Source organism: Candidatus Clostridium helianthi, assembly GCF_045310795.1.
Taxonomy (GTDB): domain Bacteria; phylum Bacillota; class Clostridia; order Clostridiales; family Clostridiaceae; genus Clostridium; species Clostridium helianthi.
Genome location: NZ_JBJIAB010000005.1, coordinates 95,003 through 114,855 on the forward strand (window position 1 = coordinate 95,003; position 19,853 = coordinate 114,855).

Below are 19,853 nucleotides of genomic sequence, written 5' to 3' on the forward strand. Positions count from 1 at the left end.
TGTATTTTATCATAGGTACAGTAAATTCAAAATCATCGTTCATTTTAATAATAACTTCTTTATATTTTCTTTTATATCATAAAACTTACTGATGTATACATCATTATAACAAAATTAAAGCTGAAATTTTCTATATCACCTAAAATTTCAGCTAATAAGTATTAATTTAATCTAAGCATTTACGTATAATTTAAACTTTTGCTAGCGGAAGTGAAATTGTCACTGTTGTTCCCTTCCCATATTCACTATCAATTTTAAGAATGCCATTATGCATACCTATAATATTATTAGAAATGACTAATCCAAGCCCTGCGCCAATGGATTTAGGATCGATTTTATAGAATGATTCCATAACATGATTTATATCCTGTTTTTTAATTCCAATACCTGTATCGCTAATTTTAATTAAAATACACTCTTTGCTAACTGATTGAATTACGTAGATTTTACTATTTTTATATGAGAACTTAATTGCGTTATCTAATACATTTAGTATGACTTGCCTCAATCTATCACCATCTGCTATAATAATTGCTGGGTGCGTTTCAACCACTAATTTAATTTCCTTTTTTTCTGCTTTCTTTTGAAGCTGGAACGTCACTTCACGAATAATTTTGTCCATCTTGACATCAGATAATATTAGTTTAATTCTATCTGACTGGTATCTTGAAAAATCTAAAAGATTCTCCACCAGGCTAATAAGCCGATCTGATTCATCATTAATAATTCCCAAACCAAATTTAAATTCATCATCCGATAATTCATTTGGATCTCGCATAGTTTCAATCCATCCCTTAATTCCTGTCAAAGGTGTCCTAAGCTCATGAGAAATTGATGATATAAAATCATTCTTTAAACGATCAGTTTTTAATATTTCATCGCCCATATAGTTAAGCGTTTTTGCTATTTCTCCAAGTTCATTTGGATAAGTATCCTTAATCTTTTCCTTGTATTTTCCATCTGCTATTTTCTTTGTAAAATTGATAATATCATTTAACGGTTCTACAATTATATTCCCTAAACGCAAACTTACAAAAAACACAATAACAGCAATAAAAATGCAGATAATAATTCCATAAATTAAGAGATTAATAATTAAAGCATTTACTTGTGCTAATGATGTTGTATATCGCAAAATTCCTAATACTTGCCCGTCAAAAACAAGAGGCGTATATACTGCCATAATTTTCTGACCTGAATATGAATTTTTCTCAATTTTATATGTAGTTTTCAAATCTAGCACATCAGAATCTATCGAATAAGTTCTATCTTCATAAAAACCTGTAGATGATTGGATTAATTCACCATTTCTTTTTAATAGTTGTAGTTCAGATCCATTAATCTGATAATTTTTAATAATTTCATCACTGAATTCCGCCAAGCTTTTATTAGTAAAATCAGTTTCTCTTGCTAACACAGAAGGAATCGCCTCTGCTTGACTCTGAAATGTATTAGCAATTCCCTGATAATAATATTGTCTTATTCCAATTCCAAAACCTATCATTACAAGACTTAAGGTAAGTAAACTAATGATCATAAAGTAAACAATAATCCTTCGCTTCATAGTTTTACTCCTTCCACAAGTACCCATACCCCCAATCCGTGCGTAAATACTCTGGAGCTGATGGATCATTCTCTATTTTCCTTCGTATACGTCTTATATTTACATCGACAACTTTTTCATCACCAACATAATTTATTCCCCAAACTTCATCCAAAATATCATTTCGTGTAAATACCTTATTCTTATTATTTATTAAAAATTGAAGCAAGCAATATTCTGTTGGAGTTACTTTGATATCCTTTCCAAGTCGAGATACTTTTTTATTTATTACATCAAGCTCAAATGGTCCTGATTTAATAACTGAACTTTCTTTCTTTGAATATACATGATTCAACCTTCGTGCTAATGAAATAATTCTTGCCTCTAGCTCAACCATGCTAAATGGTTTTAGTAAGTAATCGTCAGCCCCTTCTACAAGCCCTTTTACTCTATCTTCTTCCTGAGATCGTGCCGTTAGCATAATAATTCCAACAGATTGACTTATATCTCTAATTTTCTGACATACCTCAAATCCATCAATTCCTGGGAGCATTAAATCTAATAAGACAATATCAATCTTTCTATTATTAAAAATAGATAAGGCCTCTTCTCCATTCTCAGCTTCTAGAACTTCGTACTTTTTCTTTCTTAAATTTAGGCATATAAAACTTCTAATAGACAGTTCATCCTCAACGACAAGAATTGTTTCCATATTTTCCTCCATTAAAATTCATCTTTAAGTAAATGAAAATTTTCCTTTAAAATAGGCTGTTCTTCTTTAATATCATCATAAAATATAATATCCTTCGTTTCTCCAAGCTTGGTTTTGTTCTCACCATATGAACTTTTGCTTATCCATTTTACTTCAAATAAATTATCCTGACTTTCATTATCTATAAGTCTAACACTTTGATCAAGCTTTTGAATTGTAACTTTACCATGCCACTTGGAGGGAATTGTAATATAGAAATGCTGTACACTATCTGTATATCTTTCTTCTACAATTTCATGTGTTCCATCTTCTCTATAATCAGAGTAAGTATAAATAAAAGGGATTTCTGCCATCGCTGCATCTTCAAAACCTTTAGGAATATACATTCCTCCAACATCTATAATACCGTCATTCTTTATATCTCTGCTATATAATGGGTAAGCCTTAAATAAAATACCATCATTTTCATCTCCAATTTTAATAAATCTTCCTCTATCGCAAGTAACAATTTCAGTTAACATTGAATGGGCCCCTAATGCACTATCAATGAATAACGCATTATTCCCATCTGCTAATTTTCCACTAACGACATTTTCAATTACACCCTCAGGATTTAGACCCACAAATGTGTGAGATTTCAATTGATTATTTTCATAATTAAACATTTCTGCTGTTTTTGATTTGCCTATTTCTCCATCAATTATTATAACATCAGGTTTATTATCTTCATTGCAATCCGATATATCTATCCATTCGTAAGTACGATTAACTTTATTAACTAATTCTTTTCCATTCAATTCATATATAAATAACTGTTTACTTGGTTCAGAATCTGATACTGAAACACCTAAAATCACTTCTTTTTTCACATCTCCATCAAGATCTTTAAGACTAAAATAATCAATAATATTAAAACTAGTAGCTACATCAAGTATTTTATTCCATTTTTCATTTTCTTCCTTAAGCACTAATAGATGAACTTGTCTATTTTCTTTCATATCCCTATATAATACAAACGCTTCATTTTTACCATCTTTATCAACATCATCTATAAAAATACTTTGTTTTTCTTGTGAATTCTTAGGGACTAAGAATTCACTGCCAGGCGTTAAAATTTCTTTTAGCTCTTTATTAATTTCGTTTTCTTGCACACTTGCAAGCATGGGGGCTTGAATTAAGCTAGTTGCGTTTACAACATTCCCACAGCCTGTTATAATACTCCCTAAAGAAATAATCAGTATTATAACTCTTGCATATTTTCTCATAACATATACACCCCATTTTTCATTCTGTTATTATTTAGTGTTACCTTATCTATAATATATAATTACTTCATATCCATAATTTTTAGCTCTTATGTTAACTATACGTTTTTATTGTATTTTTCATTAAATGCCTGTGCTTCAATGCTTGCCTTGTAGCATTATCCTATAATTTTAAAATAAGAAAGTTGTTTTCAATTTACTAAAAATCATTTTTTTAAATATATATCGCATAGGTTTGTCCTGTGTTTGCATCATAATTTACAGATAAAAATATATTGTTATACTTAAAATGTGCGTCTCCATTTTTATCACTGACTGGATTCCCAAAAACTTCTTTAAATCTACTTATCTTATCACCAATCTTTACACCATTTAAATTCAAGTCATTTCTTATAATAAAGATTTGCTCTACCTTATCATTATTTTTCTGATCAAACCAAACTCTAATACCGGCTTTTTTAAATTCCACTCCACCTTCTCCGATAGAACTTGGCTTTTCATTTAATGTGCTTATAAGTTTTTCTTTACTCAAATCTAATAGATTCATATATTCTGTAAAATTATTCTTTCCATTATCCGACTTTGAGGCATCCATAGACTTGCTATCTTCAATTATTTTTACTGAATCATTTTTCTTTTTTACTTGTGAAGCTACTATTTCTTTATTATCCTCATTATTACTAGATTTTTCAATACTAACTACTTCTTCTGATATCTTTTCACCTTCTGTTTGATTGCTATTTTCTGAAACTTTCTCAACTGACACTTCTTTATTTTCAAGATCTATTTCAGACGACTTTTTAGGACTACATCCAACTATGCTTGCAGAACTTATAATGATAACACCTATTATGGCCGCTGAAAACAATAGTTTAAATCTCTTTTCAATTTTATTTATCATAATTATTCTCCTAACTAATTTTTGTTATTTTTTGTATATAATTAATCTACTTAGAAGCTCAAAAAATATATACTTTAGTATTTTCTGTATCTTACCTAAAGTATAAAATGTTTTTAAACTAAAAGCGTTACAAAAAAGTTACAATATTATGGTGAAAACTTTCATTAAATTACTTTATTCATTGGTAAAAAAATTCTATTGCAATAATATTAATTGATTATAATAAATAATTTTTCGTTTTGAGGCATATAAAAAAAGCCATCCTTTAAGGATAGCTTTTCTTTTAAACTGGTTTGCTTGCTTTTTGAGTAAAACCTTTAATTATTAAGAATATCTTGTGTGAATTCATTTAAGTCTACATCTCCATAAATCCCATCGATAACACCTTTATCTGTATATTGATGTCCTGCTCTAGAATTCCATATACTATTAGCTGGTAAATTAAATGGGCTCTTATAATAGTTTGCTTCCCATAATGTATATTTAGATAATCTGCTATCTAAATTATTTTTTATAAAATCTGAATATGTATATATACAAATGTCCATATTACTTAATTTCTTAAATTCATCTATGAACCTTAATGCATAACCCATGACATCAAATCCATCTTTTTCTATATCTAAAGCTGGCTTCAAGTCATTCTTCTTATCTTTTATGCTATTGTAAAAATTACGTGCTTGAGTCTCAGGAGAGCTTGTCCCAACTAAAAAGTGATAAAAACCTGTCTTTAATCCTGCATTTTGAGCTCCATTATAACTAATTCCTAAATAATTATCAACATAGGTTGTCCCTTCTGTGGCTTTTATGTATACACATTGGATTCCTGAAGCTTTAACTTTTTTAAAATCTATGTCCCCATTGTAGTGACTAATATCTATCCCTTTTAGTAAAGTATTAGAATTATTATTGACTGGATTTCCTGGCCCTATCTTCTTGCCATCAGAACCAATTTTATAACCATCTATTGTAGAATTTGTAACTAAAGCCCCAGATGATTTATCTAAATAATAAGTATCACTTCCAGAATTTATCCATCCTGTTGACATTGCTCCACTAGATTTTAAATAATACCACTTTCCATCAATATTAACCCATCCTTTAGCCATTGCACCAGTATCATATAAATAATACCAAGTTCCATTATCTTTAATCCATCCTGTTGCCATACTTCCGCTACTGCTAGAGTAATACCAATTATCACCTGATTTATACCATCCTGTAGCCATGGCGCCACTACTATAAAACATATAAATTTTATTATCTATTTTATTTAGTCCTGTCACCATTGCCCCTGAACCGTTTAAGAAATACCAAACATTATTTAATTTACTCCAACCAGTAACCATACTGCCTGATTGATCTAAATAATACCATATGCCATTAACATTAAACCATCCTGTTACCATTCTTCCATCGTATTTTAAATAATACCACTTGTTATCTGGTTTTATCCACCCAGTTGCTCTTGTACTATCGGATTTATAGTAATACCAGTATCCATTCTCTTTTTTCCACCCAATAGTTGATGTTATATTAACTTTTCCATCATCACTATTTTCAATATCTTGGGTACTATATTTATAAATAATATTTAATTCATTAGGCTTATTTTCAGGTATACCTGGATTAGGAATTTCTTCTGATGGCTTGTTAACAGCATTGCTAGATATTATTGTTGAATCAGCAGTTGCAGCTTGTACATTTAATACTTGTCCAAAACTTATACTAATTAAAAAAACTAGTATAAACGAAGTAAGTTTCTTTCTAATATTCACATGGATCAGTCTCCTTTTAATTCTCACTAAGTACTTAGTTATTTTTTAATCCGCTTCAAATCAACTCATCTAAAATTATACAATTAATGTCATTTTCAATCAATTGATTTACTATGGATATGGAGGGAAATAATAGAAGTTACATTCTTATGTAACTCTCTAATTTCTTCTTTTAATAAATCATCATTGGAATTATACTCGCTATTTATCATCTAGTGGCATAAATAAAATTTACTATAGGAAAAAATTAATAAATCTAACCTATACAACATAGATTTATAATAAGAGTGGAATAAAAAACTATTATGCTTTTTTATTCTACAAAAAAATGTATTATACTGGATAATAATTATTATTTATTAATAAAATGTTGCAATTTTCCGAATATTCCAATATAATTAATGTAACATATAGGTAAGGAGTGATGTTAAATGAAAAAAATACTCTCTAAGGCTTTTGCTAAGAAAATTATCGAATTTTTGATATATGGTCCAGGGTATAAAGCTCCTGAATATGCATATGTTCGTGTAACTCCTCCATCTTCTAACAGAGATATTTACGAAGATAAATTGAGGCGATAAAATTATATTTTTAATATATACAACTTATTAATAGTAAATATTTACGTGTGCATATAGAAAAAATAACTAGTAGAATTTAATCTGCTAGTTATTTTTTGTTAACAATTTCTAATAAACCTTTGAAATATAATTGGTTTAGTTTCTTACTCACTTTTTTATTATGTTTCATATTTAATTTTCATAAACTTTCCTTTTTAACTTTAAAACAATTTATACTTAAAACCATAAATATCAAAAAAATGTTTTATTTTAATATTAAAAACCTCTCTTTAAAAAACTACAATCTTTTTCTTAATCCTTACCAATTTTTATTATTCTTGAAAAGTATGAAAATATTTAGTACTATAAAATTATTATAATGAAACATATTTAATAATGAATCTATATTTATTGAGAGGAGAAGTGGTGTTAGATGGAATTTAATTTAACTGAAGGTACTTCATATATCAAAGAGTTTAAAGTTACAGAAAATGAAACAGCTATAAAAATGGGATCAGGTGATCTAGAAGTCTATGCAACCCCTGCTATGATTGCTCTAATGGAAAATGCATCAAAAAGTTTAGTAATAGAGGAACTTCCAAGTGGCTATACTACAGTGGGAATTGATATGAGTGTCAAACATATTAAATCATCTCCAATTGGCGCAAATATAAAATGCAAAGCTACTCTTACAAAAGTAGATGGAAAAAAATTATTTTTTGATGTGGAAGCAAGTGATGACCAAGGTACTATCGGAAAAGGTTCTCATATAAGGTTTATTGTAAACTCAGAAGATTTTATGAGAAAAACTAAAAATTGCTAAATAAATGATAATAACTATATTTAAAGAGACTCTCTCTTTAAATATAGTTATTGCTTTAAAATTGATTTAAATTCAACTTACTCCGATACTTTTCCATAAATATTTAAAATTAGTTTTGAATAATAAATTTATATCGATATTTTGATTCATTGCCCAAAGTACCATAGAACTTTGCAACATCGACACAATACTCTTTGATGTTGATAGAGAATCAATTTCTGGCAAAATCTCGCCTAATTCCTTTCCTTCTTCTACAACATTGTCTATTCCTTCTAATAATATATGGTTAAAATCATTTACTAGATTTCTATTTTCATAACTTTTTAATCCTTCAATTGTTATAAATGTGACAGCAATATAATTAAATCTATTTATATTTAGAATCTTTTTTAAATATGGTATTATTCCACAATATTTTATAAAAATTGTTTTCAGCTTTTTTTTTGTGGATTCATTACATAAATTGGTAGCGCCTATAATTTCATCAAAGTATGGAGAACAAAATTCTTCTATCACTTTATATATAAGCTCATCTTTACTTTTAAAATACTTATAAAAAGCACTTTTATTTATGTTAATTTGTTTAAAAATATCTCTAATAGATACTTCAAAAAAACCATTTTCCATAAATAATTTGATAGATGACTTTAAAATTTTTTCTTTAATTTCCACCCTAAAATTCTCCCTTTTTTATTTAACATTTTCCACCATTAATAAAAAAAACAAACTAAATATTATAATCTAAACTTAGTTTGTACTGTCTTAATTCCACTGAACTTTTATATATTATAATAATTCATACTAATTACTTTTATTAATATGGTAATTAGTATGAATATATTCTTGAAGTCTTTAGCTCTCTAAAGATCTGAAATTTAAATTAATATGTTTTATTTTAACCATCAGATTTGTAACTAATCTAATATTTATTTAAGTATTATAAATGTTCTTTATATTAATTCTATTGTGCTCCTGAAAATGCTATCCAAGGTTTTTGAATTTCTTGCTTTAGCGTGTTATAAGCATCAATTTGGCTTCTTAATTGAATATTTAGATCTTCACTGCTCAAAACTTGGGAATTATAAGCAGATTCAGTTATCATTCCTAAGTCATATTTAAGTTTTGCATCACTAAGGTTCTTGTTGCTTAATTCTATATTTTGCTTAATATAATTAATATTATCTTGTGCTGTAATAAGATTTGTATAAAGTGTTCTTAGTTGATTTTTAAAGTTCTTTTTGTCCTCATCTATACTTGTTTGTTCTTGATCTACACTAAGTCTATTACCTAAATAAGTTAAACGTGCCGATATGGCATTTGCATATGCACTTTTAGCAGCTTGATATTTATTGTAATCTGTGAGATAAGCTTCAATATTTCCGTTATAATCACTTAATTTAGGTTCTTGAGCTTCATCTGTTATTTTTTTTGCATCACTTACATCGCCGTCACTTATTTTATTATCGGAATCATAATAATGATCTTTCTTAAGCTTAAGTATTTGTTCCCTATATTTTAAATAGTTATCTATAACTTTATCTAGGTAAGTATCTATAGATCCATCTATTTTTAATGTTTCATAAGGAATATCTTGTTCCAAAGTATATTGTGTTACATCCTTACCTGTCAATACTTTAAAGCTATATTCAGCGTCCTTTAATGTATTTTCACTTGTTTTCTGTGTTATTTGTAAATTTTGAATTTCAAGTTCAGTTGATTTCAAATCACTTGATGTTACCATTCCTAGACTGCTTTTGAGTTTTGCATCGTTTAATGTCTTGTTTTTAATTTGCAATTCTTTTCCGGCTTTATCTATTTTCAATTGACTTGTAACGATATTATTATATGCTTTAGTAACTTTTTGAATTAAAGCATCTTGATCAAAATCCCTTTGCTGCCTAGCTTTATTTGCATTAGCCTCTCTAGTATCATCATTAAAGTCTTCATCATCTCCGCTAACATCTTTATAATCATCCAAGTCTTCATTTATGTCATTAGTTTTATCTTGGTAAGTTATTTTACTAGTATCAAGTTGTAATACCTCGCTTATACTAATTGCCTCTTTTATAGCTTCATCTAAAGTAAGCAGTTGCTTTCCGTTTACGATTTGTGAATTTGTTGCAGTGCTTGTACTAGTAGTTGTTTGTTGAGTTGAATCTGCTGCAAGTGCTGGTACAACGCTACCACTCATAACACTAATCCCTATTGCAAATGCTATTATCTTATTTATATTTTTTCTCATGTATAAATCTCCTCTTCATTAATATTTATTTTAATATAAATTCGAATTCTCTTTTTATTTACTAGATTATTTTTCTGTTGTAGCTTTATTTTACTACAATTTTATTGTTTAGTAAATGTAGTCATAATTTAGGATTTACTCCTGAACTTTGTATTTAAACTAATACACTTTATATATGGATCATACTAAAACTTAATTTTAGTATGATCTTATTAATATTAGTTATTTCTTTGTTATATGCTTACATTTGACTCACTATCAATTGGAGTTGATTTTTTTCTACGAATTTTTTTTGCAAATCTCCTCTGTAATCCATCAAGTATTGTATAAACTATTGGAACTACAAATAATGTTAATATTGTTGAAGTGATTAATCCTCCAATTACTGCTTGTGCCATCGGCTTACGCATTTCAGTACCTGCTCCTGTAGCTATTGCTGTAGGAATCATACCAAATATCATAGCTAAAGTAGTCATAACTATAGGGCGCAATCTTACAAGCCCAGCTTGGACTAATGCTTCATTTCGAGGCATTCCCTCCTTAATCCTTTCTTTCGCAGCATCAACCAGCAAGATACCATTTTTAGCAACGAGTCCCATAAGCATTATGATACCTATCATGGCTATCATACTTAATTGACTTCCACCAGCAAATAATCCTATTATTGCTCCAATCATAGCAAGTGGTAAAGCAAACATTATAGCTATAGGATCAACAAAACTTTCAAATTGAGCTGCCATAACCAAATATAGTAGAAGAACTGATAAAACTGCATTTTGCACTAAACTATCCATACTCTTCTGCATGCTTCCCATTGATCCTCCAACAGATAATGAAACTCCTGGTGGCAATTCACTTTTTATCTTAGCTAAATATTTATCTTTGAAAGTACCTGTAGCCAAACTTTTTACATTACAAGAAAGTTCAACTTGTGCCTGTTTATTGTATCTGTGTAATGTTGAAGAAGTTGTCCCAACAACTTTTTTAGTTACATCCGTTATAGGAACCAGCTTATTATTTGAACCAGAAACATAAATTCCATCTAGGTTATTAAGATTTTTACGCTCACCATCTTGTAACATTACCTTAACATCATATCTATCTTTTCCACCATCATATTTAGTTACAGTTGACCCATTAAATAATGTAGCCAAAGTGCTTGCAACATCTGAACTATTAACGCCTAAATCGGCTGCCTTATCACGATCTACAGTCATCTTTACTTCCGGTGTACCTGAGTTAGTATTAACACCTACATCGCTTGCCTGAGGATCCTTAGCAATCTCTGCTTTCATTTTTTCTGCAAAAGCTTGAACTTTTGCTCTATCACTACCAACAAGGTCATACGTTACATCTTTAGAAGAGCCTCCGCCTCCTCCACCCATAGATGCGGCTGATGCTGTAACCTCCATTCCAGGTAGTACCTTTAGATCGGTTCCAAGTTTTTGTGCCATATCTCTTGAGGTGATCTTACGCTGTTTCTTATCTACCAATGTAATGTTAACTGTTGCTTTGCTATTAGTAACTGTTGAGTATAAATATTGAACTTCTGGATTCTTCTTAATTATCTCTTCAATCTGTTTAGTCTCTTGACTTGCAGTATCTAACGTTATGCCAGAATCAAAGTTAGCACTAACAGTTATCTGTCCTTTATCAGTTATAGGTATCATAGTAAAACCTAATGATGGAATAAGGGCAAGACTTGCTATAAACATAACCCCACAAACAGCTAAAACTATTAATCTTTTATGAAGAAGATAAGCTAATAAATGTGAATATTTTTCAGCTAATGTATCAAATTTACTATTAAACCCCTTGAAAAACTTACCAACAAATGTTTTACTCTCTCTTCTTTCTGAGTTAAGCATTCTAGAAGACATCATCGGTACAAGAGTAAATGATACAAATAATGAAACCGCCATACTAAAAACAATTGTAAGTGAGAATTCTATGAAAAACTTTCCAATAATTCCTTCTATCATTGCTAAAGGTAAAAATACAGCGATAACAGCTAAAGTTGTTGCAATTACTGCAAATCCGATTTCTGACGTAGCATCTTTAGCTGCTTCAATTGGACGTTTTCCCATATGCAAATGTCGTACAATGTTTTCTATAACAACTATAGAGTCATCAATTAAAAGTCCTACTGCCAGTGATAATGCCATTAGAGACATAGTGTTTAGTGTAAAGTTCATCTCTTTCATACATACAAACGTAGTTATTATAGATATTGGAAGAGATGATGCACTTATAAGTGTACTTTCCCATTCATTTAAGAACAAGAATACAATAACAACTGCTAATATACATCCCTCTATGATAGTATTCATAACATCATCTACTGTATCTCGTATAGATGTTGAATTATCACTAACAATATCAGCATGCATGCCCTTAGGTAGTGAAGCTTTAACTTGTTCTAATGCTGCTTTAGCGTCTTTAGCAACTTCTACCGTATTAGCACCAGATTGCTTAACTATATCAATACCAATTGATGGATTGCCTTGATAATAAGCCTGACTTTTTCTCTCTTCAATCCCATTTTCAACTGTTGCAATATCCCTTATCCTAATTTCTGTGCCATTTTTATTAGATACTAAAATATTCTTAAAATCTTCTACTTTTTGTATTTTACTAGTTGTTGTAATAGATATCTCATTATCTCCATCTGTAACTTTTCCAGTGGATTGATCAATATTATCATTTCTAATACTATTTACTACAGCACTTGATGTAAGGCCATATTGTAATAATTTATTATTATCTAGCTTTATGTGAATTTCCCTTGTATCCTCACCAGATACATTTATTGCTCCAACACCAGATACTGTATATAACTTTGTTTTTAAAGTATTATCTACAAAGTCTGCCATTTCTTGATTATCACTTGAACCATAAACAGCTATAGATATGATTGATGTTGCTGACATATCAAAATTTGAGACAACTGGATCATTGATATCAGTTGGTAACTGTCCTCGAGCACTTGAAATCTTATCTCTAACTTCTTGTGCAGCAACCTTACTATCTTTGCTCAAGTCAAATTCTATAACAGTTTGTGACATTCCTGAGCTTACACTTGAAGTTATATTTTGAACTCCAGAAATTTGTTGTACTGAATCTTCTACTTTTTTTGTTATTTTACTTTCAATTTCTTCCGGTGTTGCCCCATTCTCTGTAACAACTACTGAAACATATGGTAAATCAGCGTTTGGCATATCATTAAGTGCTAATTTTTTGTAAGATACAAACCCCAATATAGTAAGGACAATCATTATAACTGATATAAATACGGGTCTTTTAATGCTAATATTTGCTATATTCATTTATTATCCCTCCTATTTAGTTGTTGCATCGTCTGCACTGCCATCTTGTTCAGAAGCTGCTTTATCTGAATTATTATCTTCCTTTATAGCTGCGTCTACTTCACTACCATCTTGAATAGTACTTGTATTTGTGCAAATTACTTGATCTCCATCTTTAATGCCATCTGTTATTTCAACACTGTTTTGATTTGTTTCTCCAATAGTTACTTTTTGTTTTTTAGCTGTTCCATTATCATTTATGAAAACAGAATAATCCCCTTCATTACCAACTAAAGCATTAATTGGAACAGTTAAAACCTGTGTTTTTTGATCACTAATAAGCTGAGCCTTTGCAAATATACCAGGCAGTAATGATTTATCACTATTATCTATTTTTATTTTACAATTAAATACTCTAGTTGTAGCATCTGCAGCTGAATCTATAGTTTGAACAGTTCCATTATAAGTTTTATCACTTCCATCTACTGTAATTGTTGCAGCTTGACCTATCTGTACTCCTCCTATTTTTTCTTGCGGTACTTGTATTGTTGCATATACAGAGGATATATCATTAACCTTTGCAAGAGCTGCTCCCTGAGATGCCATCTGCCCTACATTTAAAACTTTATCGCTTATTACGCCACTTATAGGAGCTTTAATCACTGTGTTAGCTAAATCGCTTTGAGCCTTTTGCAAATTTACTTTTTGTGCTTCTAAACTTGCTTTTGAACTTTCAATGCTTGCTTTTGCCGATTCAATACTTGCTAATCCTGAACTATAATCTGCTTTAGAAGTGTTTAGAGCTTTTTCAGATGACTCAAGATCTGTTTTTGATATAGCACCTCCATCAAAAAGTGTCTTTTGCCTGTCATAATTACGCTGTGCATCATCCATAAGAATTTGCAATTTTTGCAGCGTTACCTGCGATGAATTTAGTTGCTGTTGTGTTGAATTTAGTTGTTGCTCACTAACTTGCACCTGAGCTTGTGCGGTTTTTATACTATTTTGTATATCTTGGTCATCTAGCGTAGCTATAGTATCACCAGCATTCACATATTGTCCATTTTCAACAGACACATTGACAACCTTCGCTGCTATCTTACTAGTTATAATCCCTTGCTGATAGGCTTCTAAGGTTGCTTTATATGAATCCCCTAAACTTTTTTCCTCTGATTTCACTACCAGCGCTTCAACAGCTGTTTTACTAGCTGCAACAGCAGTGGTTGCTTGTTTTTTAGCTGTGAATAACTTAGTTTTAGCTACTGCAGCACAACCTATTACAGCTATAACAATTACAGCATATATAACTATTTTTTTTACATTTTTCATGTTTCACACTCCTAATCCGTAAACATATAGTTTATTTTGTTAATTTATATATTATAAATTTAATTTTTCTTTGCACCAATTCCACCCATAATAAAATTTATCAGCTTTTCATTTTCCTCTCTTCTTTGTTCTACTGAATAATAATTTTCATGACAAGTCCGATGACAATGTAATGCCACCATTCCTCCTATAACATTTGTAGCAAAATCAATGTCTATGCCTGTATCCATTACCTCCCCCTCTTCGATACCTTGCTTTAGAATATTGTATGTAATATTTTTTCCATTTCTTTTTATATCTTTTATAAAATTTTCAAGATCACGTTTTGCTTCAGGATTTAATTCTGAAATCTCATTTGTTATATAATAACTTATCCTTCCAGCCCTTTCTATAATAGCATGCTCAGTTAATTCTATAAGCTTTCCTAGCTTTTTAAGAAATGATTCTTCTTGTGATATCTTCTGGTTTGCATTTATAGTGAAATTTCTATGGTCGTACTTCAAAGCTTGTACAAATAAATCATCTTTACTTCTAAAGTATTCATATATTGTACCCTTACCTATCTGTGCCTTGTCTGCAATATCCTGCATATTAGTTCCCGAAAAACCTTTTTTAAAAAATATGTCTATTGCAGCGGCAAGAATTTCATTTTCCTTATTTTTCAATCTTGCCAAAAAAATCACCTCACTTATAAAAATACTGTATTACAATAAATTACTGACTCATTATATTCACACTTTATTTAAATGACCGACCAGACAGTCAATGATTCACATGCAAATAAATCATTGAAACATTTTATATGTACATGAAAATAATACCATACTTTTAATTTTTATACTTTGTTTGTAACCTAAAAAATATCTTAATTTTTATGATTTACAAAACATATCAGCCTAAAATTGTTTGGATTATTATTTATCTATAGCTATCATTTGCTACTTATGTTATTTTAATATGGAGTGTATCATAGAATTATTAACTGAATTTAAACTTTTCTATTTATTTCAAATTTAATTATTACAGTAAATATTTTATATATAATTAAATACTTGAATTGATATATAAATATGATACTTTTAAACATAGATAAAAAAAAGTATAATTAGTGCATACGAGGGAGGTATCCAAATGTTTCATATTTTGATTGTAGAAGACGACAAAGAGTTAAGAGAATTATTTTCAACTGTTTTACTTAAAAATGGCTATAAAACTACTAGTGCGAAAGATGGAATCGAAGCGCTTAATGTTTTGGATAAGGAATATATTGATTTAATTATTTCTGATATCATGATGCCAAATATGGATGGTTTTGAACTAATAAAATCTATTCGTGATGCTCAATTTAATCTACCTATATTAATGATTACAGCTAAGGAAAGCTTTCAGGATAAGCAACGTGGTTTTCTTCTTGGAATTGATGACTACATGGTTAAACCAATTGATGTTAACGAAATGGTGTTAAGAGTAGGTGCATTACTTAGAAGAGCTCAGATTATTAGTGAAAGAAAGCAAATCGTTGGTGATACCATGCTTGAATATGATTCCTTATCAGTATATCAAAATGGTGAGGCAACAGTCCTTCCACAAAAGGAATTTTATATTCTATATAAGCTTATTTCATATCCTAATCGCATATTCACAAGACAAGAACTTATGGATGAATTTTGGGGGCTTGATTCTGAAACTGATATAAGAACAGTAGATGTACATATTAACCGTTTGCGTGATCGCTTTAAAAATAACATAGATTTTGATATCTTGACTGTAAGAGGACTCGGATATAAGGTGGTAAAAAATTATGAATGATAAACCAAATTTAAAATTAGGCTTAGTCTTTTCATTTATTATTTTTTCAATAATGTTTGTATCATCAGTGCTTACTGCAATTTTAGCCATAATCTTTCATCCAAATTTCTCTTCGGAAGCTAATAAGTTTCTTTGGCCAATTATCGATCTATCTATAATTAGTATAATAGTTGGGACAACCATATCAGCTATAATAGGTAAAAAAATATTAGCTCCACTAGTAAAATTTAGCGAAGCAATTATGGAAGTCGGAAAAGGTAATTTTAATATCAAATTAGATGAAGATAAGTATTACTACGTTGAAGAGCTAAAAAAAATGTCTCAGAACTTTAATATTATGGTAGACGAGCTAAACAACATAGAAACCTTTCGAAGCGACTTTATTGCTAATGTATCGCATGAATTTAAGACTCCCCTTGCATCTATTGAAGGTTACACAACTTTGCTACAGGATAACAATCTAAGTAAAGAAGAAAAGTCTAAATATACAGATAAAATATTAAATAATACAAAAAGGCTATCAAGCTTAGTTGGCAGCATATTACAGATTTCAAGATTAGAGAATCAAGATATAATAGCAGAAAGAAGTAAATTCAAATTAGATGAGCAGCTAAGACAAACTCTATTGCTTTTAGAATCCAAATGGTCAAATAAAAATATTGACTTAGATATAGATTTAGACTCAATTACTTTTCATGGAAATGAAGAACTGTTGATGCAAGTATGGATAAACATACTTAGTAATGCAATAAAATTCACACCTGAAAATGGTACTATTAGATGCACTTTAAAGAAAGATAAAAACTGGATTACAACAAGCATTTCAGATAATGGCATAGGTATGAACGAAGATACACAAAAGCATATCTTTGATAAGTTTTATCAAGGCGATAAATCACATTCTTCTGAAGGTAATGGTTTGGGATTAGCACTAGTAAAAAGAATTGTTGACTTATGTGGTGGAGAAATAGAGGTATATAGTCAATGTAAAAAAGGATCTACTTTTGTAATCAAGTTACCATGTTAATTCTTAATTTCTATAAACACAAAAAGGCTATCTTAATGAATAGATAGCCTTAAATTATATCTGATTAGTTTTTAAAAAAATCCAATTTAGTTTTATACAGTTAGTCTAATTTTGCTTGACGATTTTTATTTTTCAACTTTCATCCGTATCATAAAAAGCATTACATGCAATTAATACAATGCAAACCAAAATAACTACCGCCAACATACTTATCCCCTTCTAACTAAATATATAATCCTTTATATTATTATATATTAATTATGTATATCTTGTGCTTGTAATCGTTTGTTGTTATAAATTAAATTTATAAACCCTGTTGTAGTGTAATTATTTCACAATCACTCATTTATTTGTCAAGCAATATACTCTTAATAACTGCAATGGATTCCCTAGCATATGTTGAAGGTACAAAATACCAAGGCATAGTGCTGGAATAATTATCAAAATTTTTATAACCATTCTTCTTTGCTAAAATACTGCTTCTAAAAGCATGAAAGTCTGTTGTCACTATTTTTACTTTAATGTCACTTATTGATCTGCTGCTAAATTCTTCAATCTTTTCTTTAGAATATTTTAAATTTTCATTAGTATCTCTTGATTTATCCTCTAATATTATCTTGTTTTTTTCTATCCCTTTAGCCTGTAAATATTCACTCATGGCCTGTGCCTCTGATGTACTTTCATCTGCACCTTGTCCTCCGGATAAAACGATATACTGAGCTAAATTTTCTTTCATACATTTTATAGCAATATCAAGTCTTTCCCGAAGTATTAAATTAGGAACTCCTCCATTATCAAGTCCTGCGCCAAGTACAATAATATAATCGTCACTATTTCGATTATACTTTGGATAATTTATTATTAAAGCTTCTATTATTATAAAACAAATAAATATGATGCAAGATGATATTTTTATGTATCTAAATATCTTATAAAAAAACATATTCTTTTTCATTATCTTTTTAGAAAAGTAATATACTAAAATTATAATTCCTAAAACTATAATTGGAAAACCAAACGCAATCCATAATTCCGATAACATATATCTAATTTTCATTAGACTCATCTCCTCCAGGTTAATCATCTATACATAATTTAATTAATCTTAAACTTCTTATAAATATTATATCTGTAACTGAGAAAGATAAAATACGCTTATATAAATCTTATACAATATATAATAATATTGTAATATTGTTGTCATATATATGAATAATTTCATACTTAGAAATTATTTTCCTAAACAAATTTATAATTACTTTATGATGAAAAATCCTCATATACTTTTTATTAGTAGTTTATAGAGGTAATAAATTCATCAATGAATAGCCTTAGATTCTACTAAAGCTATTCATTGATGAATTTTATAAATTTTTCCTTTTTCATAAAAATTGACGCATATATACTTGAAACTGCAAAAAATATATTAATTATTGGTACAATACTAATAACAAGTATGGTTATCAATAGACCTCTTTTTTCCTTGTTACCAAAAATATTAATATTATTCTTGTTTAAAATTAGCCTAAATAATAGCAATATTAAGGATAAACAACTTAACTTTATTGATATAGTATATAAATATAACATATTATTCAACTCCTTTGAGTATATGTTTAATCACCTTATTTTACATTTTATACCATATTGTAAAGTAATTCCATACAAATTTTCTGCCATCTATCTCATTTTATTTTCATTATTTTTCAGAATCTCATCTATGCTTCCTATTTCTTTTATTCTCTTTTATTTTCCATAGATTTCATTTGAATATAGATTCATATACAATAAAAAAGCTAGTAGAATAAATAGTAATTAACTATATTCTACTAGCTTTCATTTAGGATGGATGGTAATTGAAGAACTGAGTTAAAACATTAAGTATCTATTTCTAGAGACTTTGTTCGTAACTCTCTATCATTCTCTTAACCATTTCTCCGCCAACACTACCATTTTGTCTTGAAGAAAGGTTCCCTTTATCAATGTTTTCATAGTCATTTAACCCAATTTCTGAAGCTACCTCAGTTTTTAATCTGTTTAAACCTACTTTTGCCTCTGGAACTAAAGTTTTATTTCTTGAAGCCATCTTAATCTACCTCCCTTAATCTATGATTTTGTTTGGCATTAATATATTAACCACTCTTACAAATTTTAATCTATGCAAATACTTGTAAAAAAATTATTAAAATTCTCCTTTGTATTAATTTTCCAGAATATCCCTTCAGTTAAATTCAATAATTTATTAAGTATATTTTACTATAAATTTATAAAACTAATACTGATATGGAGGTGTTAAATTATGAGCAGAAGGCCTTTAGTTCCAGAAGCTAGAGCAAAACTAGATAAGCTAAAAATAGAATTTGAAAATGAACTTGGCATAGAACTTAATGATAATTATAAAGGAAATAAGTCATCAAGGTTAAATGGTCGTGTAGGTGGACCAATTGGAGGATTGATGACAAAAAAAATGATAGAGGAATATGAGAAAAATTTAATTGGCAAGTAATCTCCTCTTCAAAACCATAAATGACTAGTTACTAAAATTGTGTAACTAGTCAA

At 29.1% G+C, this 19,853-nt stretch carries 17 protein-coding genes; 5 read left to right on the forward strand and 12 right to left on the reverse strand.

The annotated features are described in order from the left end of the window. Positions 1-190: 190 nt before the first annotated feature. The 5 genes from ACJDTP_RS05975 to ACJDTP_RS05995 form a co-directional block, all read right to left on the reverse strand. Positions 191-1,564, reverse strand: coding sequence for a sensor histidine kinase (locus ACJDTP_RS05975; protein ID WP_406760741.1), 1,374 nt, complete (start codon positions 1,562-1,564; stop codon positions 191-193). 4 nt (positions 1,565-1,568) lie between these two features. Beyond that, complete coding sequence (locus tag ACJDTP_RS05980) at positions 1,569-2,255, reverse strand: response regulator transcription factor (protein WP_161222892.1); 687 nt, start codon at positions 2,253-2,255, stop codon at positions 1,569-1,571. 11 nt (positions 2,256-2,266) lie between these two features. Then, positions 2,267-3,520: a hypothetical protein gene (locus ACJDTP_RS05985; protein ID WP_406760742.1), complete on the reverse strand. Its 1,254-nt coding sequence runs from the start codon at positions 3,518-3,520 to the stop codon at positions 2,267-2,269. Positions 3,521-3,734: 214 nt separating this feature from the next. Next, entirely contained in the window at positions 3,735-4,421 is a 687-nt protein-coding gene (locus ACJDTP_RS05990) for a hypothetical protein (RefSeq protein ID WP_078115576.1), read from the reverse strand. Positions 4,422-4,738: 317 nt separating this feature from the next. Continuing rightward, a complete protein-coding gene (locus tag ACJDTP_RS05995) occupies positions 4,739-6,199 on the reverse strand; it encodes a GH25 family lysozyme (RefSeq protein WP_406760743.1) in 1,461 nt (486 codons plus the stop codon). Between the two features lie 431 nt (positions 6,200-6,630). Here ACJDTP_RS05995 and ACJDTP_RS06000 point away from each other — a divergent pair, with 431 nt between their 5' ends. Continuing rightward, positions 6,631-6,780, forward strand: coding sequence for a hypothetical protein (locus ACJDTP_RS06000; protein ID WP_171771423.1), 150 nt, complete (start codon positions 6,631-6,633; stop codon positions 6,778-6,780). A gap of 412 nt (positions 6,781-7,192) precedes the next feature. Further along, a complete protein-coding gene (locus ACJDTP_RS06005) occupies positions 7,193-7,582 on the forward strand; it encodes a thioesterase family protein (protein WP_078115578.1) in 390 nt (129 codons plus the stop codon). Between the two features lie 72 nt (positions 7,583-7,654). On the opposite strand, the gene ACJDTP_RS06010 is transcribed toward ACJDTP_RS06005, so the two are convergent. From ACJDTP_RS06010 to ACJDTP_RS06030, 5 genes are all read right to left on the reverse strand, one after another. Beyond that, on the reverse strand, positions 7,655-8,254 hold the full coding sequence (locus ACJDTP_RS06010; protein ID WP_206490915.1) for a TetR/AcrR family transcriptional regulator: 600 nt from the start codon (positions 8,252-8,254) through the stop codon (positions 7,655-7,657). Between the two features lie 289 nt (positions 8,255-8,543). Then, positions 8,544-9,824, reverse strand: a complete 1,281-nt coding sequence (locus tag ACJDTP_RS06015; protein WP_406760744.1) for a TolC family protein — start codon at positions 9,822-9,824, stop codon at positions 8,544-8,546. Between the two features lie 233 nt (positions 9,825-10,057). Beyond that, positions 10,058-13,150 carry an efflux RND transporter permease subunit gene (locus ACJDTP_RS06020; protein ID WP_406760745.1) on the reverse strand — a complete coding sequence of 1,031 codons (3,093 nt, stop codon included), beginning with the start codon at positions 13,148-13,150 and terminating at the stop codon, positions 10,058-10,060. A gap of 12 nt (positions 13,151-13,162) precedes the next feature. Continuing rightward, positions 13,163-14,458: an efflux RND transporter periplasmic adaptor subunit gene (locus ACJDTP_RS06025; protein ID WP_406760746.1), complete on the reverse strand. Its 1,296-nt coding sequence runs from the start codon at positions 14,456-14,458 to the stop codon at positions 13,163-13,165. Between the two features lie 59 nt (positions 14,459-14,517). Next, positions 14,518-15,132 carry a TetR/AcrR family transcriptional regulator gene (locus ACJDTP_RS06030; protein WP_161223769.1) on the reverse strand — a complete coding sequence of 205 codons (615 nt, stop codon included), beginning with the start codon at positions 15,130-15,132 and terminating at the stop codon, positions 14,518-14,520. A 457-nt stretch (positions 15,133-15,589) separates the two neighbouring features. Here ACJDTP_RS06030 and ACJDTP_RS06035 point away from each other — a divergent pair, with 457 nt between their 5' ends. Then, positions 15,590-16,267, forward strand: a complete 678-nt coding sequence (locus tag ACJDTP_RS06035) for a response regulator transcription factor (RefSeq protein ID WP_077842923.1) — start codon at positions 15,590-15,592, stop codon at positions 16,265-16,267. Further along, positions 16,260-17,294, forward strand: coding sequence for a HAMP domain-containing sensor histidine kinase (locus tag ACJDTP_RS06040; protein ID WP_077842922.1), 1,035 nt, complete (start codon positions 16,260-16,262; stop codon positions 17,292-17,294). The genes ACJDTP_RS06035 and ACJDTP_RS06040 overlap by 8 nt, the downstream gene beginning before the upstream one ends. A gap of 346 nt (positions 17,295-17,640) precedes the next feature. On the opposite strand, the gene ACJDTP_RS06045 is transcribed toward ACJDTP_RS06040, so the two are convergent. Both ACJDTP_RS06045 and ACJDTP_RS06050 read right to left on the reverse strand, forming a co-directional pair. Beyond that, a complete protein-coding gene (locus ACJDTP_RS06045) occupies positions 17,641-18,351 on the reverse strand; it encodes a YdcF family protein (RefSeq protein WP_406760747.1) in 711 nt (236 codons plus the stop codon). An 834-nt stretch (positions 18,352-19,185) separates the two neighbouring features. Continuing rightward, positions 19,186-19,380, reverse strand: a complete 195-nt coding sequence (locus ACJDTP_RS06050) for an alpha/beta-type small acid-soluble spore protein (protein ID WP_077839924.1) — start codon at positions 19,378-19,380, stop codon at positions 19,186-19,188. Between the two features lie 213 nt (positions 19,381-19,593). On the opposite strand from ACJDTP_RS06050, the gene ACJDTP_RS06055 reads away from it, so the two are divergent. Beyond that, positions 19,594-19,800: an alpha/beta-type small acid-soluble spore protein gene (locus ACJDTP_RS06055; RefSeq protein ID WP_406760748.1), complete on the forward strand. Its 207-nt coding sequence runs from the start codon at positions 19,594-19,596 to the stop codon at positions 19,798-19,800. Positions 19,801-19,853: the final 53 nt, after the last annotated feature.